This is a genomic window from Pseudarthrobacter sp. (assembly GCF_036675385.1).
GTDB lineage: Bacteria > Actinomycetota > Actinomycetes > Actinomycetales > Micrococcaceae > Arthrobacter.
The window spans coordinates 1-23,246 of record NZ_JAKFFD010000135.1; the positions used below are offsets into that span (position 1 = coordinate 1).

The window sequence follows — 23,246 nt, forward strand, 5'->3', positions numbered from 1 at the left end:
CGCCTCACCCCCGCAACCTTCAAACGCCCCGACTGGACCCTCCAGGTCAAGGGCCACGAAGCAGCGGCCAAGTTCCTCGGCGTCGGCTGAGGGGTGCCGTGGCTCGGTTCGTCCGTCCCCAGCACTTCGCCGTCGCTTAGACACCTCCCGCCGCGCGGCTTCACAGAGTGGCCCGTAGCTGGGTCCGTCAGCCCCCGGACCTTCTCCGTCGCTTAGACACAGCGCATAGGGGCCATTTCGGTCGCTGGGCGACCTCCACGGCCCGATGCGCCGCGATGCGCTCCTACGAGAAGGCCCGGGGCCTGCCGTGTGCGTCGGTCACCTCTCGTGCCGCTTCCTGCGGGACTGTCCGGGACGCACGAGAACGCCGGGTCAGCCTTCCGGCAGCGCGCGTCAGAGCGAGGAACGAGCAGCACGCAGAGGAAGGGTGACCCGGCGTTCGGACGGTACCGGGACAGGACCTTAGATCTCAGCCCCTTCGAGGAGCTCTGTTACCAGGGCTGCGATGGGTGACCTTTCGGAACGGGTGAGGGTGATGTGGCCGAAGAGGGGGTGTCCTTTCAGGGTTTCGACGACGGCGGCGATTCCGTCGTGCCGGCCGACTCGCAGGTTGTCACGCTGGGCGACGTCGTGGGTGAGGACGATCTTGGAGTTCTGGCCGATGCGGCTCATCACGGTGAGGAGGACGTTCTTCTCGAGTGACTGGGCCTCGTCGACGATCACGAAGGCGTCGTGCAGGGAACGGCCGCGGATGTGGGTCAGCGGCATGACCTCGAGCATGCCGCGGTCCATGACTTCCTCCACGACTTCCTGGCTGACCAGGGCGCCGAGTGTGTCAAAGACCGCCTGGGCCCAGGGGTTCATCTTTTCCGACTCGGAGCCGGGCAGGTAGCCCAGTTCCTGGCCACCCACGGCGTAGAGCGGGCGGAACACGATCACCTTGCGGTGCTCGCGGCGTTCCAGCACCGCTTCCAGGCCGGCACACAGGGCCAGCGCGGATTTGCCGGTGCCGGCCCGTCCGCCAACCGAAACGATTCCGACGGCGGGGTCCATCAGCATGTCGATGGCGAGCCGCTGTTCCGCCGATCGACCGTGGAGCCCGAATACGTCCCGGTCCCCCTTGACCAGCCGCACCTGCTTGTCAGCGCCCACCCGGCCCAGGGCTGAGCCCCGGTTGGAGAGGATCACCAGCCCCGTGTTGACCGGCATTTCCGCGGCCGCGGGAATGAAGACCGGCTCGTGGCCGTACAGGGTGGAAATTTCGTCCTCGCTGGCTTCCACCTCCGCGACACCGGTCCAGCCCGAATCCTTCACGAGCTCGTTGCGGTATTCGTCGGCAGTAAGTCCCATGGCGGAGGCCTTGACCCGCATGGGGAGATCCTTCGACACCACGGTGACGTTCCGGCCTTCATTGGCCAGGTTCTTGGCCACGGCCAGGATGCGGCTGTCGTTGTCGCCGCTGCGGAAACCCAAGGGGAGCACGTCAGCGGAAATGTGGTTCAGCTCCACCAGGAGGGTGCCGCCCTCGTTTCCGATGGGGATGGGTTTACTCAAGCCACCGTGTTTTACCCGGAGATCATCGAGCAGCCGGAGCGCCTTGCGGGCAAAGTAGCCCAGTTCGGGGTCGTGCCGTTTCCCCTCAAGTTCCGTGATGACAACGATCGGAACAATGACTTCGTGCTCGGCGAAGCGCAGCAGCGCCCGTGGATCCGAGAGCAGGACGGAGGTGTCAATGACGAACGTGCTAATGGTGGCGTCCCTTCCGGAGACAGCAAAACCGGCCGCAGATGTTTCGTCTGCTGCACCGGCTTGTGAGGTGGCTCGCGTGGCGCGAGAGGTAGCTTTCTGTCCCTGGTCAAAAACGGCTTCGGGCAGTTGTTCAGAATTAGCCACATCGACTCCAGCCCCGGGCACGCCCGGAATTGTTATTGGTGAGGCGGCTCGGCCTGGAGGCCGGGTCCGGCCTCCCATACAACCGGTGCGAAATTCGCTCCATGTACTGGCCTCCCCGATCAGCCGGCGTTTTTGCCTGCTGATGCATATAACGTAATTCCCTGCCCAGTAATTTCCGGTGCCATCCGTCGGCGATTCCTGTTGCCGGCTTGTGAATTCCGTATGAACGGGGGCGGACCCGTGATGAGGCTCAGGTCCCGAAGCGCCGCTGCCTGCCGGCGTAGTCCCGAAGGGCGCGGAGGAAGTCCACTTTTCGGAAGGCGGGCCACAAGGCTTCGCAGAAGTAGAACTCGCTGTACGCGCTCTGCCACATCAGGAACCCGGACAGCCGCTGCTCCCCGGAGGTTCTGATCACCAGGTCCGGATCCGGCTGGCCGCGCGTGTAGAGGAAACGGGAAATATCGTCCACGGACAGGGTGTCAGCGAGCGCCGAAATGTCAGAGCCCTTGGCGACGGCGTCGTGAAGCAGCTCCCGCACGGCGTCAACGATTTCGCGGCGCCCGCCGTAGCCCACCGCAACGTTGACATGGATCTTTTCGCGTACCGGAGTGCGGGCAGTGAGCTTGTTGAGCCGTTCCGCCAGGTAGTCGGGCAAGAGCTCGGGGGCACCCATGGCGTTGACCGAGATGTTGGCGTCATCGTCCAGGCGGTCCAGGGTGTTGGCAATGATCCCCATCAGAAGGTCCAGCTCCTCGCTGGACCGGCTCATGTTGTCCGTGGACAGCATGTAGAGCGTAACCACCTTGACCCCAAGCTCCTGGCACCATCCGAGGAATTCATGGATCTTGTCCGCGCCGGCCTGGTGGCCCTGGCTGGTGGGTGCGTTGAACTGTTTGGCCCAGCGGCGGTTGCCATCCACCATCACGCCGATGTGATTGGGAATACGGCCGCCGGCCAACTCGCGGAGCAGCCGCCTCTCGTAGAAGCCATAAAGGAACCCGCGCAATTCCACGAGGAGACTCACCTGACTTCCGTTGCTGTTCGACGGCATTGCACATCCTAGGCTACCGTCCGGGACCGGGACCGGCGTGACGGGACGTTCCCGGATGACCTGCCATGATTGTTACCCATGAGTAACTTATCCAAAGAGAGGATATTCTGAAGCCATGAACAGCCAGACTCCTGACGGCCCCCGCGCGCCCTCGGCGGACCACGGCCACAGCCCCTTGAACGACGCCGCCGTCCGGCTGGCCGAGCTCCTGATGATCAAGCCCAAGTGGCGCGGCTGGATCCACACCGTCACGGCTCCGCTGGCCCTGGCGGCGGGACTCCTCCTCGTGGTCCTCGCCCCCACTACGGACCGCAAGATCACCTCGGCCATCTACGCTGCCACCGGGGTCCTGCTTTTTGGCATCAGTGCCATCTACCACCGCGGCAACTGGTCTCCGGGCGTGAAGATTGTCCTCAAGCGCCTGGACCACACCAACATCATGCTGGTCATCGCCGGCAGCTATACTCCCCTGGCCTGGTCGCTTCTGGAACAGCCCAAGGCGGTCCTGCTGCTCTGGGTCATTTGGTCCGGGGCCGTTCTGGGCGTGCTGTTCCGGCTGCTGTGGACGGACGCGCCGCGCTGGCTATACGTGCCCATCTACATCGCACTGGGCTGCGGGTCGCTGTTCTACCTGCCTGAGTTCTTCGCGGCCAGCGTCCCCGCCGCCGTCCTCATCTGTGTGGGCGGCGTTCTGTACATCACCGGCGCCGTGTTCTACGCGCTGAAGAAACCCAACTTCAGCTACGAACACTTTGGCTTCCACGAACTCTTCCATGCCCTGACGGTCCTGGCCTTCGCAGCACATTTCACGGCGATCGCCATCGCAGTCCTCAGCTGAACTGTTGAGGCCGGCAGGAACGCGTAGGTCCGGCCCGCTTCAGTCGCGGGGCCGGTCGGCGGCCTGGCCGTGACCGTTGTCTTCGAGGCCTGCCTTGTCGCCGGTCGCATCCGTGTCGCCGGCAACACCGAGGCCGTCGTGGCCGTCCGCAGCTTCAATGTCCGCTGCCTCGGCCGCTGCCTGGCGTTCCTCTTCCACCTGCGCCCGGTAGCGGACGCGGCGGATGCGGCGGACCATGTCCACAATCAGCAGCGTGGTGGCCAGCACAAAGAAAGCCGTCATGATGAAGCCCCACAGACCCGGGGTGATCTGGTCCTCGGAGATGCCCTCACGCAGGCCGGGCGTCGGCAGCGGTGAGGGAGTGGTGGTCAGGGCGAGGAGCAAGTGGTGCACGGTTCAAACCTTCTGTGGAAACTGATGGGCAGCCGGCCGGGGATTCCGGAGGCGGGTCCGCGGGACTCGGACCAGCCCACAGCTTTTCTACACGGCATAGAATACGCTGCCGCTCTATCTTAGCCCGGCGAAAAGGTCCTTTTCGGGCAATTCCGCGGGGACCCTGGACTCGATCAGGGAGTAGTCTTCCCACGGCCACACGCGGCGCTGCATCTCGGCCGACACGGCAAAGAAGAACCCCAGCGGATCAACCTGGGTGCGGTGCGCGCGGAGGGCGTCGTCGCGGGCCTCAAAAAAGTCCCCGCAGTCGATCTGCGTGGTGGTGGCATGGGCACCCTGCGGCGGGGTGTGGCCTTCCGCGTCCGTTTCCAGCCACGCGGCCAGCCGCTGGGCGTACGGGGACTGCAGGCCTGCTTCCTCCAGGGCAAAATGCAGTGCGCGGAACCGGTCCGGGCTGAAGGCCCTGTCGTAATAGAGCTTGCTGGGTTCCCAGGCCGCTCCGGCGTCGGGATACCGGCTGGGGTCACCCGCAGCCGCAAATGCCTCCACTGCCACCCGGTGCGCCATGATGTGGTCCGGGTGCGGGTATCCCCCGTTTTCGTCATAGCTGACGATCACCTGCGGCTTGAAGTCTCGGACCAGCCGCACCAGCGGCGCCGCGGCGCGTTCCAGCGGCTGGACGGCGAAGGATCCGGCCGGCAGCGGCGGCAGCGGATCGCCCTCGGGCAGCCCGGAGTCCGTGAATCCCAACCAGCGCTGCTGGATGCCCAGTACCTTGGCCGCCTGGTCCATTTCCAGCCGGCGCGCCCCGGCCATGTCCCGCTTGGGATGCGGCTCGCCTTCCACGGCAGGGTTCTGGATGTCTCCGCGGGATCCGTCGGTGCAGGTGGCCACCATAACGTCCACTCCGGCGGCGGCGTACATGGCCATGGTCGCGGCACCCTTGCTTGACTCGTCGTCCGGGTGCGCGTGCACGGCTAGCAGCCTCAGCGTTGCCGGGGTATTGGTGGACGCTGTCATCGAGGACGGCTCCTTATTCTTCTGCGGCTGCTGTGACGGCCATTGGACTGAGGACTGCATGACTGGACGGACGGGACAGCTGTGCCGGGGGTGCTGATCCGGCCCGGATGGCCACGGCCTGGAACCGAACTAAACTGGACTGGTGACTACCCAGGATCAGCCCGCCGCGTCCCCGCCTGCAGACACTAGCCTAGCCAATCGTTATGGCAGTAAAAAGCAGCCCCTCCCGCGTGCGGTCAAACGTGGCATTGCCGTAGCGGCGCTGGCGGCCGGAGTGGGGTTTATGGCCTGGGTCTCCACGTCCTCAGCCGGCTCTGACGTGACGTTCAAGGACATCGGCTTCAGCACCATCGATGCCACGGCTACCGAGGTCGATTTCCAGGTCACCAGGGAACCAGGGACGGCCGTCAAGTGCGCCGTCAAGGCCCTCGACTCCAAGTTCGCCGTGGTGGGCTGGAAAGTAGTGGACATCCCGCCCGGGAAAGCTGACGGAACGGCCGACGGCGGCAGGACAGTTTCGCAGCGCGTGACACTCCGGACGGAGTCCCTGTCAGTTTCCGGCGTGGTGGACGACTGCTGGATTCCGGGTGCCGGGACGTAGCGCCGTGTGATCTATGCCCCATCCCGGGTTGGGTATGTCCAGAGTTTTGACTACAATGGGTCAATACCTTTACCCCGCTGAGCTGGTTGCTGAGTTCCATAAGTGGCCACCGTTGCGGGGTCTTTTGCATGTACGACCATTAGGAGAAGTCCGTGTCTACCACCAACAGCGCGCCTGCAGCCTGGCTCACCCAGGAAGCTTTTGACCGCCTGAAGGCAGAGCTGGACCACCTTTCCGGCCCTGGCCGTGCGGAGATCGTCCAGAAGATTGAAGCTGCCCGGCAAGAGGGCGACCTAAAGGAAAACGGCGGCTACCATGCAGCCAAAGAAGAGCAGGGCAAGATCGAAGCCCGGATCCGCCAGCTGACGGCCCTTCTGCGCGATGCCCACGTGGGCGAGTCCCCCGCTGACGACGGCATTGTGGAGCCCGGCATGCTCGTTGTTGCCCGGATCGCAGGCGACGAAGAGACATTCCTGCTGGGGTCCCGCGAAATCGCCGGCGATTCAGACCTGGACGTGTTCAGTGAGAAGTCACCCCTCGGCGCCGCAATCGTCGGCCACAAAGAGGGCGCGAAGCTCAGCTACACGGCTCCGAACGGCAAGGACATCACGGTGGAGATCCTCTCCGCCAAGCCTTACGCAGGCTGACGCTTCACACTGATCGTTTCAGGCCAACCAAGCCTGGCCAACGCCGGCCCCCGTCAGGGGGCCGGCGTTCTTGCGTGCTTGGGGCGCAGCAACAGGGCAGCGACAACTCCGCCTGCCGCGCCGCCGAGGTGTGCCTGCCAGGAGATGTAGCTGCCCATGATGGGCAGCACCCCCAGCAAGATGCCGCCGTAGACCATAAACAGCACCACGGCGAGCAGGATCTGGCGCCAGCTGTGGTTGAAGAAACCCCGCACCAGGAGGAAGGCGAACAATCCGAAAACCAGGCCGGAGGCGCCAACGGTGATGCCGCCGTCGCCAATCAGCCACACTGTCAGTCCGGAGCCCAGCCAGCTGAACCCGAGGGCCGTCAGGAACACCCTCACGCCGGAGAGGAACACCAGGAAGCCGAAGACGATCAGGGGCAGGGCATTGGACAGCAGGTGGTTCAGATTGGCGTGCAGCAGCGGGAACGTCAGGATGTCCAGAAGCCCGTCCGCGGACCGGGGCCGGAGCCCGAAAGTCCGGTTCAGGGCATGCAGGGTCAGCATGTTGAACAGTTCGATCATAAAGAGCACGGCCACAAAGCCGCCGGCCACCAACAGTCCGCCCTTCGCCCGCGAGGCTGTGGTTTCCCGGTTCCGCGGCTTTCCGTCCCCCATCGCGTCAAGCATGGCTGCTCCTAATGCACCACAATGGGCTGGAAACCCTCGGCACGGAGGGCGCCGAGGACCTGCTCACAATGTTCGTGGCCCTTGGTTTCGAGGTTCACGGTGATGGAAACGTCGCCCATGCTGATGGAGCCGCCAACACGCGTGTGATCCAGGCCCGTGACGTTCGCATCGTTTTCGGCGATGATGCGGGCGATGGTGGCCAGCGAGCCCGGCCGGTCATCCAGCATCATCCGGACTGTCATGTAGCGCCCGGCGGCGGACAGGCCCCGCTGGATGACTTTAAGCATCAGCATCGGATCGATGTTGCCGCCGGACAGGATCACGGCCGTGGTCCCGGGGTTTTCGATTTTGCCGTCCATCAAGGCTGCAACTCCGACCGCCCCGGCGGGTTCCACCACCATCTTGGCCCGTTCCAGCAGGAAGATCAGGGCCCGCGCCAGGGAATCCTCGCTGACGGTGACAACATCGTCCACCAGCTCGCGGATGATGCTGAAGGGCAGCTGTCCGGGCCGGCCCACGGCGATGCCGTCAGCCATGGTGGATACCTTCTTCAGCGGAACCAGGGCGTCGGCGGCAAGGGACGGCGGATAGGCCGCGGCGTTTTCGGCCTGGACACCGATGATGCGGATTTCCCGGCCAAGTTCCCTGGCCCGGGCCTTGACGGCTACAGCCACTCCGGCCAGCAGCCCGCCGCCGCCCACACCCATCAGGATGGTGTCCACGTTGGGGATCTGCTCGAGAATCTCCAGGCCGATGGTTCCCTGGCCGGACACCACATCAACATTGTCGAAAGGGTGCACAAAGACCATGCCGGACTCGTCGGCGTAGCGCTGCGCCTCGGCGAGGGCCTCATCCACGTTGTGGCCGTGGAGGATCACCTCCGCACCGTGGCTGCGCGTGGCCGCCAGTTTCGGGAGGGCTACGCCCAGCGGCATGTAGATGCGGGCCTTGATGCCCAGGCTTTTGGCGGCTACGGCCACGCCCTGTGCGTGGTTTCCGGCTGACGCGGCCACAACGCCGCGTTTTTTTTCCTCAGCCGAGAGCTTGGCCATGCGGACATAGGCACCGCGGACCTTGAACGATCCGGCCCGCTGCAGGTTTTCGCACTTGAAGAAGACGTCGCCGCCAACCATCCCGCCCAGGGCCCGTGACGATTCCACCGGGGTCCGCATAATAATCCCCTCGAGCAGCTTCTGCGCCTCCAGGACATCGTCCAGCGTGACGGGAAGGGTTTCAAGGGTGTTCACGGACTTATTCTCCTTGGGTGGATACGGCTCCGGCGCCCTGGCTCATGTTTCAGGCCTGGGCGTCCGGATTGGCGGCTTCTGTGCTGGCTGCGGCGTCCTTGCCGCGCTTGGGCTTGAAGCCCGGCAACCGGACGTCCCTGATGGAGTCATCATGGTCCGGGCCTGGCGTCACCGGCCCTCCGGGGGTTGCCAGCACCTGTTCATGTTCCCACGTTCTGGCGGCGATGTAGCGAATTGCGGAGTTTGCTACGGCGAGGATGGGGACTGAGAACAGCGCGCCGGGGATGCCCGCAAGGTACGAACCCGCGGCCACAGAGAGGATGACCGCCACCGGGTGCAGGGCCACGGCCTTGCCCATCACGAGGGGTTGCAGGATGTGGCTCTCCAGCTGCTGGACCAGCAGGACGATAGCCAGCATGATCAGGGCGTTGACCGGCCCGTTGGCCACCAGGGCCAGGAGTACGGCGATGGCCCCTGTCACCAGGGCACCGACTACCGGGATAAAGGAACCGATGAACACCAGCACGCTCAGGGGCAGGGCCAGCGGCACCCCGATGATGGCCGCGCCGGCGCCGATGCCTACCGCGTCAACAAACGCAACAAACATCTGGATCCGTGCGTAGCTGACCATCGAAGTCCAGCCCTTGCGTCCGGCACCGAACGTTGCCGCCCGCGCTTTCTTCGGGAGGAGTCGGACCAGGAAGGCCCAGATCCTGTCGCCTTCGAGCAGGAAGAAGATCAGGATGAACAGAGCCAGCACCATTCCCGCGGCGAAGTGGCCAGCGGTACTTCCGAAGGACAACGCACCGCTGAGGATGCTGCTGCTGTTGTTCTGGAGTGCGGCGGATGCTTCCTTGAGGTACTGGTCGATCTGGTCGGCGGTGAGGTGCAGGGGTCCTTCGGCCAGCCAGTCCTGGACCTGCTTCACGCCGGTCAGCGCCTGGGACCACAATTCGCCGAAACCTGAAGCCAGCTGGCGTCCCACCAGGGCAAGGGCGCCAGCAATCACACCGATGAACCCCAGCACCGTGATGGCCACCGCGGCGCCATTTGGCAGGCGCCTGCTCCGCAGCCAGCGCACTACCGGGCTCAGCAGCCCGGCCAGCAGCGCGGCCACCATAACGGGAATAATCAGGAAGCTGATCCGGCTGAGCAGCCAAATCAGGGCGCTGGCCACCAGAAGGATGAGACCGAGCCGCCAGGCCCACGACGCTGCGATCCGGATACCGTAGGGAATGTCCTGCTCAAGCTCCCGGTCCGCCTGCACCCGGGCCGGACGGACGGGGTCCACCGGCCGGACTGTGTCCGGCGCCGTGCCTGTGGGCTTTGAATCGGATGGGGTGGCGTCCTCGGCTGGCGTCATAGCCTAATACTTCCTCAGCACCGCCCCTTATGCGAAACGGCTACCCGGCCCTGCCCAGGACAGCATCGATCCCCCAGGCCATCGTGAACGTTTCCCCGGCCGAAAGCCACCGCAGCCCGTCACCCGAGTTGAAGGCGTTGGCCGGACCGGTCATGGGTTCGATGGCCACCGCCCTGGGCCTGCCGGGCAGCTCAGTTGTCACAAAGATGTGGACGTAGCCGCAGGATTCGTCCTGCCACAAGGTGACACTGCGGCCGTCAGGTGCGCTGAGCACATGGCGGGCCGCACCGCCGTCGAACGTCAGGTCAGTGAGGGCTACATCGATCTCAAGGTCCCCCACTCTTTGGCCGCTGCGGAAGTCACTGTCCCCGCTGACGGGCTCCGAGCTCCGCGGGATCAGGCGCTGGTCCGCCACCAGGCGGGTGCCGGCGGCGACGGTCAGGGTGAGCTGGTCCACGTCCGCGTCGCCCAGCCGCAGGTATGGGTGGGCGCCCAGGACGAACGGCGCTGGCGCGTTGGAATCGTTGATCAGCGTCTGGCGGACTTCCAGGCCAAGATCCTCAGCGAGAAGGTACTGGACCCGGTGGCGCACCAGGAAGGGGTAGCCATGCTGCGGGAACACCGTCGCCTCGAGGGTCACCGAATATTGCGATTCATCAACCAGGCTGTAGGCGGAGTTGCGGAGCAGTCCATGACTGGCGTTGTTCCGGGAAACCTCCGTAATGTCCAGTTGCTGCTTCTTGCCGTCCAGGTACCAGAGCCCGTCCTCCACCCTGTTTGCCCAAGGGGCGAGGGTGATCCCGGCGGCACCGGGGGAAATCTCGGCGTCCCCATAGGTCTCGGTGAGCTGGACACCGGCCCGGCTGTAGAGCCGCAGGCCGGCCGCCAGCTCAGTCACAACTGCGAACGCGTCACCCCTGCGGAGTTCGTACTGCCGGCCGGTGGCGTAGGTCTGGAATCCGGCGGGAATGCTCGCGTCCGGGGTTGCGCTCGAAGTCATGAGCACCACCGTAACAGGGGGCAAGGACTGCCTGCCATCACCGCGAGATGTTCTCTTTTGTGTGAAACTATTCTTTTTTGAGCGAAATATGGGATGATCGAGGCAACGGACGCCCGGCATCTCCGGCACCAGCACGCAAAGGACCCCGCCATGACAGGTATCACCACCACCACCCTCGCCGATGGCCGGGAGCTGATTTATTTCGACGACGGCGCCACTGCCAAGCCACGCACGGCGGCCACCACTACCGATCACCGGCCCTTACCCGAGCGCGGCGAGCCTGGCGAAGTACGCTTCGATGCCCTCACCGACGAGTGGGTGGCTGTCGCGGCGCACCGGCAGTCCCGCACCCACCTCCCGCCTGCCGACCAGTGCCCCATCTGCCCCACCACACCGAACAACCCCTCCGAGATCCCAGCACCCGACTATGACGTTGTGGTGTTTGAAAACCGCTTCCCGTCGCTGGGCCCGGCCGTGGGGCCAGTGCCGTCCACTCCGGCCTGGGGCACCACCGGACCCGCGTACGGACGCTGTGAAGTAGTGGCGTTCACGCCCGAGCACACGGGATCGTTCAGTGGCCTGGGTGAGGCCCGCGCCCGGACTGTGGTCGAAGCGTGGGCGCACCGCACCGAAGTCCTCAGCAAACTGCCGGGGATCAAGCAGGTGTTCCCGTTCGAAAACCGCGGGGCCGACATCGGCGTCACCCTCCACCACCCGCACGGCCAGATCTATGCGTACCCCTACGTCACGCCCCGGGCAGGCGTCATCGGAGCGGCCGCACGCAAGTTCTATGATGGGTCCGACGGACGGCAGACGCTCACGGGCTCGCTGCTGCGGGCGGAACGCGAGGACGGGAGCCGAATGGTGATGGAGGGCGAGAATTTCAGCGCCTACGTGCCGTTCGCTGCCCGCTGGCCGCTGGAAATCCACCTGGTGCCGCACCGGCAGGTACCCGACCTGGCCGCCTTGAGCGGTGAGGAAAAGGATGAACTGGCCCATGTCTACCTTGACCTGCTCAAACGGCTCGATGCCCTGTATCCGACGCCGACGCCCTACATTTCCGCCTGGCACCAGGCCCCTCTTGACGACCTCCTGCGCCCCGCCAGCTACCTGCACCTCCAGCTGACGTCGCCCCGCCGGGCAGCGGACAAGCTCAAGTTCCTGGCCGGCTCCGAAGCCGCCATGGGCGCCTTTATCAATGACACCACCCCGGAAAGCGCGGCGGAACGGCTCCGTGCCGTGGTGGTGCCCGAGTCCAGCCCCGCCCCTGCTGCTCTGGGGGCCCTGCCTGAAGGAGTACACGCGTGAGCGCCTCCCCTGACCCGTTTACTGCCCGGACCGCACTGACCAACCCGGCGGAACCGGGCACTGAGGACCTGGACAGAGCGCAGCCCGGCACCGCGGACCTGGCCGCCCGCTTTGGGCGGGAGTTCGGCAGGCTGCCCGACGGCGTCTGGCAGGCACCGGGGCGCGTTAACCTCATCGGCGAGCACACCGACTACAACGAAGGTTTTGTGCTCCCGTTCGCGATCGACAAGACCGCCCGGGTGGCTGTCGCAGTCCGCCCGGACTCCACGGTCAGGCTCCTCTCCACTTATGGTGACCACGGCATGGTCACCGCCGACCTCGGCTCCTTGGACGCGGCTTCCGCCAAGGGCTGGACGAAGTATCCGCTCGGTGTGATGTGGGCGTTGCAGCAGCAGGGCATCAGCGTTCCGGGGGTGGACCTGCTGCTCGATTCAAACGTTCCCCTGGGCGCCGGCCTGTCCTCATCGCACGCCATCGAATGCGCGGTCATCTCAGCCCTGAATGACCTGACGGGAGCGGGGCTTGAACCCGAAGAGATGGTCCTCGCCACCCAGCGCGCCGAGAACGACTTTGTCGGCGCCCCCACGGGCATCATGGACCAGTCAGCGTCGCTGCGCGGATCCAAGGGGCACGCGGTCTTCCTGGACTGCCGCGACCAGAGCGCTCAGCTGGTTCCCTTCGAAACAGAACCTGCAGGGCTGGTGATGCTGGTGATCGATACCAACGTCTCCCACTCCCATGCGGACGGCGGGTACGCCTCCCGCCGCGCGTCCTGCGAACTGGGCGCCGAGGTCCTGGGCGTCAAGGCACTGCGTGACGTCCGGATGGAGGACCTGGAAGAAGCCGCCGGCCTCCTGGACGAGGTCACCTACCGGCGCGTGCGCCATATCGTGACCGAAAACGACCGAGTACTGCAGACCGTGGAGCTGCTGGCCAGTGCGGGCCCCGGCTCCATCGGCGCGCTGCTGGACGCCAGCCACGCTTCCATGCGGGACGACTTTGAAATCTCCTGCGCGGAACTGGATCTGGCCGTGGCCACCTCGCGCGCCAACGGCGCAATCGGCGCCCGGATGACCGGCGGTGGCTTCGGCGGGGCCGCCATCGCGCTCACCCCGGTGACGTCGGAGCAGCAGGTGCGCGCCGCCGTCGTGCGTGCCTTCGAAGAAGCCGGCTACACGGCCCCTGACATCTTCACCGTGACCCCTGCAGCGGGAGCCATGCGCATTTCGTAGCGCTGATACCGCAAAAAGAGGGCCCCGCCGGATGCGAATTGCATCGGTGGGGCCCTCATCTTGTGAGTGCGAATTACGACGGCGGACGCCGGGTTTTGTTGTCAGTCCTCGCCGCGGAGGATGGCCAGGACGCGGATGATCTCCACGTACAGCCAGACCAGGGTGACCGTCAGGCCGAAGGCAGCGGTCCAGGAGAAGCGCTGCGGTGCACCGCTCTGCACGCCGGCTTCGATGCTGGTGAAGTCCATGACCAGGGAGAACGCGGCCAGGCCGATGGCCAGGATGCCGATGACAACACCAATGATGCCGCTGCGCAGGCCGAAGGGTTCCGTCGTCATACCCGTCATCATCATGACCAGGTTGACCACGGAGAACAGGCCGTAACCCACCAGGGCGATCATAAAGAACTTCATGGCCTTGGGAGAGGCGCGCACCTTGCCGCTCTTGAACAGCAGCAGCGTCACGGTGAACACGGACAGCGTGCCGATGACGGCCTGCAGGCCGACTCCCGGGTACATCAGGTCAAGCACGCGGGTGAGGCCGCCGAGGAACAGGCCTTCGAGCCCGGCATAGGCCAGGATCAGTGCCGGCGAAGGCTGCTTCTTGAACGTGTTGACCAGTGCCAGGACGAAGCCGCCCAGCGCACCGACGATCATCAGGATGCTGGCCAGCCCCATGCTGACGAACAGGGTCACCGCGGCACCGGCCAGCAGGACTCCGAGGCAGGCAGCAGTCTTGACGATGACGTCGTCGTACGTCATCCGGCCGGTGTCCGCGGGACCCGCGGCCGGCTGGTTGTACATCTGGCGCAGCTGCTCATCGGTCATGTTCTGTTGCTGGCCCCAACCATTCTGGGGATCCATGACCTGGCCGGGAGCCCGCTGGCCGTACTGTGCCTGTCCGTAGGGTGCCTGCGGGACACGCGGTGCCTGCGTTGCTCCACGGAAATTCTTTCCGTTGAAGATCGGGTTTCCGCCAAGTGCCATTGCTGGTGTCCTCCAAGTAAAGGGTTGAGTCGTGACTTACGAACCACGCTACCAATATCTACGCGCTCACGCCCCAATAAGTTCCCCGTCCATGGCGCCGAAACGCAACCGTGATGCATCCGAGTGGACGGTCGCACGCGCCGCCGGGCCGCGCGTAGGCCAGGCCGCCCCCTGAGGAATACTGCTGATCAACAGAAGTTTCTTTGCGAACACTTTGCCAATGCGCCATGGCTGTAACGCAGTTGTTATGCGATCGCTACCCTACGGCCTCCCCCCAGCCTAAAATTTGCCTCTGACGAGCTGTAACATAAACCACACACGGTGACGGATATCACAATCAGGCCCCCAACCTGCAGAAAGCCCCACCATCCGTCCCGTGACGTTTGCAGTGGTTGCAATGGCGCATCCCTGGCCACCCCACCCAAGTGGAGGATTTTCATTTTGAGAAGTACACCCAAAGGCTCGCCGCACAGACGGCCGGGCGGATTGCTGAAAGTGATAGGGGCCGTCTTTGCCTCTGTCGTGGCGATACTGCTCGTCGTCGCCCCGGCATCACAAGCCACTTCGCCGTCTCCGACACCATCCCCGTCGATTACGACCTTCCAGAACAACATCAGCGGCTTCCTACGGGATGACGCGCGAACCCCCATCGCCGACGTGACCATAACCGCCAGGAGCGGGGACTTCGAAGGGACCGCCACATCCGCGGCCAACGGGTCCTGGAGCATTGGGGTCCCGGTCCAAGGCACTTATGAGATCGAACTGGACGAATCGACCCTGCCAGAGGGCATCAAGCTCGCGGACGGCCAGGAAAACCCCCGCAGCGTAACGTTCAGCCAGACCTCGAACCTCTCCGTGATTTTTGCCTTCGGTAAGGGGATCGTGGTCCAGCAGCAGGACTTCGGGCAGAACCTCCTCAACCGGCTCGTAGCGGGGTTGAGCTTTGGCCTCCTGCTGGCGCTGGCTTCCGTAGGACTCTCCCTGATCTTCGGAACCACGGGGCTGACTAACTTCGCCCACGGGGAAATGGTCACCCTCGGCGCTGTGCTGGTCTTCGCCTTTAACGCTATCGGCCTTCCCTTCTGGCTTGCGTTGATCCTCTCGCTCCTCGGCGGCGGCCTCTTCGGCTACGTCCAGGACGCCGGACTGTGGAAGCCGCTTCGCCGCCGCGGAACGGGCCTCGTGCCCATGATGATCGTCAGCATCGGCCTCGCCCTTGCCGTCCGGTACGTCATCCAGTTCTACTTTGGCGGCGCCACGCAGCAACTGCCTTTTGCCCAGAGCGCCGAAATCCAACTGGGTCCGGTATCGATCTCTCCCAACAACCTGTGGTCGCTCATCATCAGTGCAGTGGTGATCGCCCTGATCGGAATCGTCCTCTTGAAAACCCGGCTGGGCAAGGCCACCCGCGCGGTGGCTGACAACCCGGCGTTGGCGGCCGCCTCCGGCATCGACGTCGACTCGGTCATCCGGATCGTCTGGGTCACCGGCGGCATGCTCGCCTCCCTCGGCGGAATCCTGTGGGCCTACTACCGGCCAGGCGTGACCTTCGACATGGGTTCGCAGATCCTGCTGCTCATCTTCGCCGGCGTGACCCTGGGCGGCCTCGGCACCGTCTTCGGCGCCCTCATCGGGTCCATCATCGTCGGCATCTTCGTAGAGCTGACAACCGTTTTCGGCCTCGCCGCCGACCTCAAGTATGTGGGAGCACTGTTCATCATGATTGTTGTCCTCTTGTTCCGGCCCCAGGGCATCCTGGGTCGTCGCGAGCGCGTGGGTTAGGAGACAGCCATGGACTTCGGATTCATTTTCTCCAGCGCTGCCAGCGAACTCTTCAGCCCGACCACCGCGGCCTATGCCCTTGCGGCCCTCGGACTGGCAGTCCACTTCGGCTACTCCGGCCTGCTGAACTTTGGCCAGGCCGGCTTTATGGCGGTGGGCGCCTACGGCTTCGCCATCTCGACGCTCACGTTTGGCGTCCCCTTCTTTGTGGGACTGGTCATCGCCGTAATCTGCTCGGTCATCTTCGCGATGCTCCTGGGCATCCCGACGCTGCGGTTGCGCGCGGACTACCTGGCAATCGTCACGATCGCGGCCGCGGAAATCGTCCGCTACATTGTCACGACCAACCAGCTGACCGCCGTGACCGGTTCGGCCAACGGCCTGGCCGCCTTCGAAGGCGGGTTCTACGCCATGAACCCGTTCCCCGCGGGCTCGTACATGGGCATGAACAACCGGGACTTCTTCATCCGCATCGTCGGCTGGGGCCTCGTCGTCATCTGCTGCACACTGGTGTGGCTGCTGATGAGGAGCCCATGGGGCCGCGTACTCAAGGGCATCCGCGAGGACGAAAACGCGGTACGGTCCCTCGGCAAGAACGTATATGCCTACAAAATGCAGGCCCTCATCATCGGTGGCGTGCTCGGCGCCCTAGCGGGCATGATCTTTACGCTCCCCCGCGGCGCAGTCCAGCCGGCCAACTACGGCACCGAACTGACGTTCTTCCTGTACACCTGCCTGCTGCTCGGCGGCCTCGGCACGGTGCTGGGACCCGTCATCGGCGCGATGATCTTCTGGGTGGTGCTGTCCCTCACACAGGGCATCCTGTACGGCCTGATCGAATCCGGCGCCGTCACCTGGCTGAACACAGTCCAGGCCGGCCAGCTGCGTTACATCCTTGTGGGTGTCGCACTGATGCTGCTGATGATCTTCAGGCCCCAGGGCGTCTTCGGTAACAAGAAGGAGCTGGCGTTCGCATGAGCACGCATAGCGAAGTACCCCGTCCGTCGGAGGAAATTGACTACATGACGGACACGCGTCCGATCGCCGCCGGGGACACCGCCCCCGGCTGCAAGAAGCGTGATCCGATCGTGGTGGCGGAAAACGTCACCCGCAGCTTCGGCGGCATCAACGCCGTCGACGTCGAATACCTGGAGATCCCGCGGCACAAGATCACAGCGCTGATCGGCCCGAACGGAGCAGGTAAGACCACCCTTTTCAATCTGCTGACCGGATTCGATATGCCGAACTCGGGCAAATGGCAGTTCGAAGGCAACAGCCTTGCCGGCGTCTCACCTTACAAAGTGGCACGGATGGGGATGGTGAGGACCTTCCAGCTGACCAAGGTCATGGGAAAGCTCACCGTCATGGAGAACATGCGGCTCGGCGGCTCGCAACAGCCCGGTGAGCGCCTCTCCAAGGCCCTGTTCAAGGGCCTCTGGGGCGGCCGGGAAAAGGAGATCACTGCCCAGGCCAACGTCCTGCTTGAGAAGTTCAAGCTGGACGCCAAGAAGGACGACTACGCTGCCTCGCTTTCCGGAGGCCAGCGGAAACTCCTGGAAATGGCACGTTCGCTGATGGTCAGGCCCAAGCTGGTCATGCTGGACGAGCCCATGGCAGGCGTCAACCCGGCGCTGACCCAGTCCCTCCTGGACCACATCAAGAACCTCAAGGCGGAAGGCATGACCGTGCTTTTCGTGGAGCACGACATGAACATGGTGCGCCATATCGCCGATTGGGTGGTAGTGATGGCGGAAGGAAAGATCGTTGCCGAGGGCCCTCCTGGCGAAGTCATGAAGAATCCGGCAGTCATCGATGCCTATCTGGGGGCCCACCACGACGTGGACCTTGGCGACGCCGAGGGCATCAAGGAACTTGCAGCCGAGCTGGAAGCCGATGAGGAGTCGATTGTCGGTACTGAGAACGCGGGCATCATCTCCATCGATGTGCTTGAGCAGGAGCTTGAGGAGAATCGTGCGGAAGAACCACGTCGCAAAGAAAAGGACACAGAATGAGCGCCACGAGTGCGGCTCCCGCTGCCGGTAGCGCGGCAACCGACGATTCGGTCGTCAAGGTAACAAACCTCGTTGCCGGCTACCTTCCCGGCGTGAACATCCTGAACGGCTGCAGCATCGAAGCCCGCAAAGGTGAACTGATCGGCATCATTGGCCCCAACGGTGCCGGCAAATCAACGCTTCTCAAGGCCATGTTCGGTCTGGTGAAAGTCCATTCGGGCACAGTCGTGGTGCGTGGCCAGGACATCACCGGGCTCAAAGCCAACAAGTTGGTGACCAAGGGCGTGGGATTCGTCCCGCAGAACAACAATGTGTTCGCCACGCTGACTATCGAAGAGAACATGCAGATGGGCATGTTCCAGCGCCCCAAGGACTTCGCCGAGCGGTTTGATTTTGTGACCAGCCTGTTTCCCGAGCTCGGCAAGCGCCGGGCCCAGCGGGCTGGGTCGCTCTCCGGCGGCGAACGTCAGATGGTGGCCATGGGACGCGCGCTGATGATGGAGCCCGCCGTCCTGCTCCTTGATGAGCCCTCCGCAGGCCTCTCCCCTGTCAAGCAGGACGAAACCTTCCTGCGGGTGCACGAGATCAACCGGGCAGGCGTCTCGGTGATCATGGTGGAACAGAATGCCCGCCGTTGCCTCCAGATCTGCGACCGCGCCTATGTGCTTGACCAAGGAAGGGACGCTTACACCGGAACCGGGCGGGAACTGATGAAGGACCCCAAGGTGATCCAGCTGTACCTCGGCACTTTGGCGGACGAGGTCTAAGCCGCCTCCGTCCAGTAGCTCCCAGAAGGGCCGTCACCGTCCGGTGGCGGCCCTTCTGCGTGCCCAGCTTGGTTCTCCGTGCCGTCCGGGCGCCTCCGGCAGCCACTTGCTCGGCGCCTGCGCTCGGACCTCCCCGGCGGCCCCCTCCCCTCGCGCGCACAAGAAAGAACCCCCGCCCGGTGCAATCCGGGCGGGGGTTCTTGTGCAGGAGGCGGCTTTACAGCTTGCCGAATTCTTCCTTGGACGGCGCGTACTTGTTGTCGTCCTGGTACTCGTAGATGCCGATGTAGGCTTCCGTCGGGTCGCCGGCGTCGGAGAACGTCACCGGACCTGACTGGCCGTCGTAGTCGATGTCCTTGCCGTTGCGGAGCAGCGTGACGCAGGAGGCGAAGTCGGTGCACTTCTCACCCGACTCCGAGACTGCCTTGAGCTGCTTGGCAATCTCAACGCCGCTGGTGCTCTTGGCGGCTTCAGTGGCAAGGGCGATCAGGTTCACAGCGTCGTAGGACTCACCGGCGTAGCTGTAGTCCTTCAGGGCCGGATCAATGGCGAGCAGCTTCTTCTTGAACGCATCCTTGGCGAAGGTGCCCGGGATGGTTCCCTGGGCGCCCTTCAAGGTGCCGGCCTGGAAGTCCTTGCTGTAGTCGGAAGTGTTGCCGTCCACGAGGAACATCTGGGTGGGCTTGACACCCTTGCCCGTCATCAGCGGCACGATGCTCTTGGCCTGGTCAAAGGTGATCAGGGCAATCGCGTCGGGCTTGGCCGCAATGACCTTGTCCACCTGGCTGCTGAACTGGGAGTCGCCCTCGTTGAAGAGCTCCTCCGCAACCACCTTGCCGCCGGCCGCTTCGAAGGCGGACTTGACGTTGCTGGCAAGGCCGGTTCCGTAGGCGTCGTTGAGCACGATCATGCCCACAGTCTGTGCACCACAGGTGGCCATGTAGTTGCCAAGGACCTTACCCTGCAGCACATCTGACGGCGCAGTACGCCAGTAGAGGCCCTTGTCATCCCAGGTAGTGAAATCCGGGGAGGTGTTGGCGGGCGAGAACTGGATGACACCGGCACCCGTGATCTGGTTGATGACCGTCTTGGAGACACCGGAAGACGCGGCACCGATGATGGCGCTGACGCCCTGGCCGAGGAGCGCGCTGGTGGACTGCGTGGCGATATCTGTCTTAGTGTCGCCGGAGTCACGGTGGATCACTTCCACAGGCTTGCCCAGGACACCCCCGGCATCATTAACTTCCTTGATGCCAAGATTCACACCCGCGATTTCGGGCGGCCCGAGGAAGGCCAGGGAGCCGGTGGTGGGGAGCAGGGAACCCAGCTTGAGCGGCGTTTCCGTGACGGTGGTTGCAGGCGGAACAGCGCCTCCAGCGCCTGCCGTTGATGTGCTTCCGGGAGCCGCGCCGGGAGCGGGGCAGGAGATCCCAGATGCTGACGTGGTGGTTTCTGTCGAGCTCGGGGTGGAGGTACCACCACAGGCTGTAACCAGAAAGGCGACGCCGACGCTAAGCGCTGTGAGCTTAGCAAGACGGGGTGCCGCCGGGGAAAGTGAAATCATTGACAATCTCCTGGATCGAAAGGTGCGAACGGCCTTTGACGCGGATGATCAGGTGTTCCTGATTTAACTTCAAGCTAATGCATATCTTCGGCGGATATAAGTGACTGAGGTCACATCCTTATAACAGTCGTTGCATATGCGAAATCAATGAACGGGAGAGGTCCGTTGAAGTAACGCGGGAGGCGCGGAAGGGCACGTCAGGAGGAACTCCCTAGGGAGAATTTGTACCCCAGGTGGGACTCGAACCCACAACACGCGGATTTTAAGTCCGCTGCCTCTGCCAATTGGGCTACTGGGGCGCCCGGTCTATGGTATCCCGTCATTCGCCCGCAAGCGGTCCGGCGTACCGGAACGTCCCGTGGACCCCGCCGGGCCAGACCGCCAGCGGGAGCAGCTGGAAGTGGTCCCCCCAGGCGGCGTCGGGAGGGAGGACGCCGAAGGACGCAGCCGGGACAAAGCCGAAGCGCGGGTAGTATTCGGTGCTGCCCAGCAGCGCAATCCCGCCTTCCCCCGCCGCGTTGGCCCGGGCAATCGTGTCGTTCATGAGGGCAGTGCCGATCCCATGGCGCTGGAGCCTGGGTGTCACACCGATGGGCCCGAGCCCCAGCAACCCGTAGTCGCCCACCCAGCCCCGTGTGCTGATCACATGGCCGACTATCTCGTCGTCGAGCACCGCCACCACGCTGAACTCGGGCAGGTAGTCCTCGCACTCGAAGAGGCGGCGGAGCACGTCCACCTCCCCGGGCTCCCCGTCCACCGGCAGGCCCGTGACCGGGGAGACCGCGAACGCCTCGCCCGTCAATGCGAGGATCTTGTCCCTGTCCGCAGCCGTCTCGTTCCTGAGCAGCAGCTCGGGCCGCGGCACGTGCCGGCTGGCCGCTGACAGCTCAGCTAGGGCTTCGACGGCGCGTGGTGCGTCCGCCAGCGGCACCAGCAGGTGGTCGTGGTGGAAGCCGGCCAGCACGTTGCAGCTGATCCTGGCGTCGGTCAGGGCCTTCCCCACGGCGGCGGTCAGGCCAACAGCCTCCAGCGCAGAGTGCACTTCCAGCGTGATCCAGGCCGCCACAAAGTCGTAGTGCAGCCCCAGGCTGTCTGCCCTTTCCCGCGGCAGGACGACCGTCAGGCCCTCGGCCTCACGGACGGCAGCTTCGATGCCGGGCTCGAGCGGCCTGCCATGCGGCCACAGGACGTAGACGTACTCCCCCTCCCGCAGTACCGGTTTCAGTGTTGCCAGCAGGGTCTGGAGGTTCTTTTCGCCAGTCATGCTGCCAGTCTAGAAGGGACACCAGGCGGGAAACGCCAAAACGGCGGCTATCCCTCAAGGGGACAGCCGCCGTCGGGCGTTACAAATGCTGCGTCGGGATGCCGGTGTTACTTGGCGTCCGCGGTGACCGACTGCTTGGGGTCCACGCTGGTGGCCTCCGCAGAGCCGGGCTTTGCCGCTCCGGCGGATGCCTCCGGCGCGCTGGCCGCCGGGGCGGGAGCAGCCGCAGCCGGCTTGGGAGCCGGTGTGGCAGCGGCCACGAAGGCACCGCGCGGGTTGTCGAGGTCGATCAGCTGGGTGGTGTCGCGGCCCATAAAGAACGCGAGGATCCAACCCATGATGACGCGGACCTTGCGCTCCATGGTAGGCATGGCCATACCGTGGTAGCCGCGGTGGGCCAGCCAGGCGAGCGGGCCCTTGAGGCCAATGCGGCCCACGAGGTTGATGTTCGCGACACCCTTCCACTCGCCGAAGCCAGCCACAGCACCCAGGTTCTTGTGCTTGTAATCCTTCAGCGGCTTGTCCCAGCGCGAAGCCCAGAGGTTCTTGGCGAGGCGCTTGGCCTGGCGCAGTGCGTGCTGGGCGTTCGGGACGCAGGTGCCGTCCGGCAGGCCGCTGCCCGTAAGGTCCGGCACTGCGGCGATGTCGCCGGCAGCCCAGGCGTTGTCGATGATGCCTTCATCGCCGGCGATGCGGAGGTCCGGCAGGACCCGGACGCGGCCGCGCGGTTCCAGCGGGAAGTCGGAGGAGCGGATCATCGGGTTGGCCTGCACGCCGGCAGTCCAGACGAGTGTGTCGGCTTCGAATTCCTGGGCAAAGGACTTGTCCGGGAGGTTGATGAGCTTCAGGGAGCCCTCAGCGCTGTCCAGGGAGGTGTTCAGCAGGACCTCGATGCCGCGGCTGCGGAGGTGCTCCACAACCCATTCGGCCTGCGGTGCCGTGACCTCGGGCATGATGCGGCCCATGGCTTCAACCAGGACGAAGCGAACTTCTTCCTGACGGATGCGGGGGTTGTTCTTGACCGCGGCGCGGGCCAGGTCTTCCATTTCGGCGATGCACTCGATGCCGGCGAAGCCGCCACCGACAACCACGAAGGTCAGCGCCTTGGCACGGGCAGCAGGGTCCGCGATGGTGGACGCGGCTTCGAGTCGCTCAAGCACCTTGTTGCGAAGGGCCACGGCCTCTTCGATGGTCTTCAGGCCGATGCCCTTGTCCGCCAGGCCCTTGATGGGGAAGGTGCGGGTGATGGCGCCTGCGGCCACCACGATGTCGAAGTAGGGGATCTCGATGTGTTCTCCACCGTCCGCGGGCGCCACGACGGCGGTGCGGTTGGCGTGGTCGATCGAGGTGACGCTGCCCTGGATGAGTTCAGTCTGCTTCAGGTGCTGGCGGTGCGAGACCACTGCGTGGCGGGCCTCGATGTTGCCGCCGGCCACTTCGGGCAGGAAGGGCTGGTAAGTCATGTAGGGCAGTGGATCCACGAGGGTGACGATGCCACCGGCATTCGCGATCTTCTTCTGCAGTTTGAGTGCTACGTACAGGCCGACGTACCCGCCGCCGACGACGAGTACCCTGGGACGGTCCTGGAGCTCTGGGGTGGTTGCCAT

General features: G+C 64.5%; 21 protein-coding genes and 1 tRNA gene. 9 read left to right on the plus strand and 13 right to left on the minus strand.

What is annotated here, in order from left to right:
* Positions 1 to 462 precede the first annotated feature (462 nt).
* Positions 463 to 1,893 (minus strand): PhoH family protein, encoded by a 1,431-nt coding sequence (locus V6M49_RS10315; protein ID WP_332761052.1) that lies wholly within the window; start codon positions 1,891 to 1,893, stop codon positions 463 to 465.
* A gap of 250 nt (positions 1,894 to 2,143) precedes the next feature.
* Positions 2,144 to 2,905, minus strand: a complete 762-nt coding sequence (locus tag V6M49_RS10320) for an isoprenyl transferase (RefSeq protein ID WP_141141999.1) — start codon at positions 2,903 to 2,905, stop codon at positions 2,144 to 2,146.
* A 154-nt stretch (positions 2,906 to 3,059) separates the two neighbouring features.
* Between V6M49_RS10320 and trhA the strand changes: the two genes are divergently transcribed.
* Positions 3,060 to 3,782: a PAQR family membrane homeostasis protein TrhA gene (gene trhA, locus V6M49_RS10325; protein WP_442959712.1), complete on the plus strand. Its 723-nt coding sequence runs from the start codon at positions 3,060 to 3,062 to the stop codon at positions 3,780 to 3,782.
* Positions 3,783 to 3,821: 39 nt separating this feature from the next.
* On the opposite strand, the gene V6M49_RS10330 is transcribed toward trhA, so the two are convergent.
* Positions 3,822 to 4,175 carry a hypothetical protein gene (locus V6M49_RS10330; protein ID WP_246848741.1) on the minus strand — a complete coding sequence of 118 codons (354 nt, stop codon included), beginning with the start codon at positions 4,173 to 4,175 and terminating at the stop codon, positions 3,822 to 3,824.
* Positions 4,176 to 4,289: 114 nt separating this feature from the next.
* On the minus strand, positions 4,290 to 5,195 hold the full coding sequence (mca, locus tag V6M49_RS10335; protein ID WP_332761053.1) for a mycothiol conjugate amidase Mca: 906 nt from the start codon (positions 5,193 to 5,195) through the stop codon (positions 4,290 to 4,292).
* A gap of 142 nt (positions 5,196 to 5,337) precedes the next feature.
* Here mca and V6M49_RS10340 point away from each other — a divergent pair, with 142 nt between their 5' ends.
* The gene (locus V6M49_RS10340; RefSeq protein ID WP_332761054.1) at positions 5,338 to 5,796 is read left to right on the plus strand and encodes a DUF4307 domain-containing protein; all 459 of its coding nucleotides are present in this window, start codon (positions 5,338 to 5,340) and stop codon (positions 5,794 to 5,796) included.
* A 152-nt stretch (positions 5,797 to 5,948) separates the two neighbouring features.
* Positions 5,949 to 6,443 (plus strand): transcription elongation factor GreA, encoded by a 495-nt coding sequence (gene greA, locus V6M49_RS10345; RefSeq protein ID WP_056343498.1) that lies wholly within the window; start codon positions 5,949 to 5,951, stop codon positions 6,441 to 6,443.
* A 53-nt stretch (positions 6,444 to 6,496) separates the two neighbouring features.
* Here the strand turns inward: greA and V6M49_RS10350 are convergent, their stop codons facing one another.
* The 4 genes from V6M49_RS10350 to V6M49_RS10365 are packed head-to-tail and all read right to left on the minus strand — an operon-like array spanning position 6,497 to position 10,724.
* Positions 6,497 to 7,114 carry a rhomboid family intramembrane serine protease gene (locus V6M49_RS10350; RefSeq protein ID WP_332761055.1) on the minus strand — a complete coding sequence of 206 codons (618 nt, stop codon included), beginning with the start codon at positions 7,112 to 7,114 and terminating at the stop codon, positions 6,497 to 6,499.
* 8 nt (positions 7,115 to 7,122) lie between these two features.
* Positions 7,123 to 8,361: a threonine ammonia-lyase gene (ilvA, locus tag V6M49_RS10355; protein WP_056343503.1), complete on the minus strand. Its 1,239-nt coding sequence runs from the start codon at positions 8,359 to 8,361 to the stop codon at positions 7,123 to 7,125.
* Between the two features lie 49 nt (positions 8,362 to 8,410).
* Positions 8,411 to 9,724 (minus strand): AI-2E family transporter, encoded by a 1,314-nt coding sequence (locus V6M49_RS10360; protein ID WP_332761056.1) that lies wholly within the window; start codon positions 9,722 to 9,724, stop codon positions 8,411 to 8,413.
* A 40-nt stretch (positions 9,725 to 9,764) separates the two neighbouring features.
* Entirely contained in the window at positions 9,765 to 10,724 is a 960-nt protein-coding gene (locus V6M49_RS10365) for an aldose 1-epimerase family protein (protein WP_332761057.1), read from the minus strand.
* Between the two features lie 150 nt (positions 10,725 to 10,874).
* On the opposite strand from V6M49_RS10365, the gene galT reads away from it, so the two are divergent.
* Both galT and galK read left to right on the plus strand, forming a co-directional pair.
* Complete coding sequence (gene galT, locus V6M49_RS10370) at positions 10,875 to 12,032, plus strand: galactose-1-phosphate uridylyltransferase (protein WP_141139852.1); 1,158 nt, start codon at positions 10,875 to 10,877, stop codon at positions 12,030 to 12,032.
* 68 nt (positions 12,033 to 12,100) lie between these two features.
* Positions 12,101 to 13,264 carry a galactokinase gene (gene galK / locus V6M49_RS10375; RefSeq protein WP_442959713.1) on the plus strand — a complete coding sequence of 388 codons (1,164 nt, stop codon included), beginning with the start codon at positions 12,101 to 12,103 and terminating at the stop codon, positions 13,262 to 13,264.
* Between the two features lie 101 nt (positions 13,265 to 13,365).
* On the opposite strand, the gene V6M49_RS10380 is transcribed toward galK, so the two are convergent.
* Positions 13,366 to 14,250, minus strand: a complete 885-nt coding sequence (locus V6M49_RS10380; RefSeq protein WP_058929661.1) for a Bax inhibitor-1/YccA family protein — start codon at positions 14,248 to 14,250, stop codon at positions 13,366 to 13,368.
* A gap of 498 nt (positions 14,251 to 14,748) precedes the next feature.
* Between V6M49_RS10380 and V6M49_RS10385 the strand changes: the two genes are divergently transcribed.
* The 4 genes from V6M49_RS10385 to V6M49_RS10400 are packed head-to-tail and all read left to right on the plus strand — an operon-like array spanning position 14,749 to position 18,811.
* Positions 14,749 to 16,032: a branched-chain amino acid ABC transporter permease gene (locus V6M49_RS10385; protein ID WP_210412449.1), complete on the plus strand. Its 1,284-nt coding sequence runs from the start codon at positions 14,749 to 14,751 to the stop codon at positions 16,030 to 16,032.
* Between the two features lie 9 nt (positions 16,033 to 16,041).
* The gene (locus tag V6M49_RS10390) at positions 16,042 to 17,010 is read left to right on the plus strand and encodes a branched-chain amino acid ABC transporter permease (RefSeq protein ID WP_141139851.1); all 969 of its coding nucleotides are present in this window, start codon (positions 16,042 to 16,044) and stop codon (positions 17,008 to 17,010) included.
* Complete coding sequence (locus V6M49_RS10395; RefSeq protein WP_332761058.1) at positions 17,007 to 18,044, plus strand: ABC transporter ATP-binding protein; 1,038 nt, start codon at positions 17,007 to 17,009, stop codon at positions 18,042 to 18,044. Before V6M49_RS10390 ends, V6M49_RS10395 begins: the two co-directional genes overlap by 4 nt.
* A complete protein-coding gene (locus V6M49_RS10400) occupies positions 18,041 to 18,811 on the plus strand; it encodes an ABC transporter ATP-binding protein (protein WP_141139849.1) in 771 nt (256 codons plus the stop codon). Before V6M49_RS10395 ends, V6M49_RS10400 begins: the two co-directional genes overlap by 4 nt.
* Positions 18,812 to 19,028: 217 nt before the next feature.
* On the opposite strand, the gene V6M49_RS10405 is transcribed toward V6M49_RS10400, so the two are convergent.
* The 4 genes from V6M49_RS10405 to V6M49_RS10420 all read right to left on the minus strand — a co-directional run bounded on the left by V6M49_RS10405 (position 19,029) and on the right by V6M49_RS10420 (position 23,246).
* On the minus strand, positions 19,029 to 20,375 hold the full coding sequence (locus V6M49_RS10405; protein ID WP_141139848.1) for an ABC transporter substrate-binding protein: 1,347 nt from the start codon (positions 20,373 to 20,375) through the stop codon (positions 19,029 to 19,031).
* Between the two features lie 225 nt (positions 20,376 to 20,600).
* A tRNA-Leu gene (locus V6M49_RS10410) sits at positions 20,601 to 20,674 on the minus strand.
* Positions 20,675 to 20,694: 20 nt separating this feature from the next.
* Entirely contained in the window at positions 20,695 to 21,639 is a 945-nt protein-coding gene (locus tag V6M49_RS10415; protein WP_332761059.1) for an N-acetyltransferase, read from the minus strand.
* Positions 21,640 to 21,746: 107 nt separating this feature from the next.
* A complete protein-coding gene (locus V6M49_RS10420) occupies positions 21,747 to 23,246 on the minus strand; it encodes an NAD(P)/FAD-dependent oxidoreductase (RefSeq protein ID WP_141139846.1) in 1,500 nt (499 codons plus the stop codon).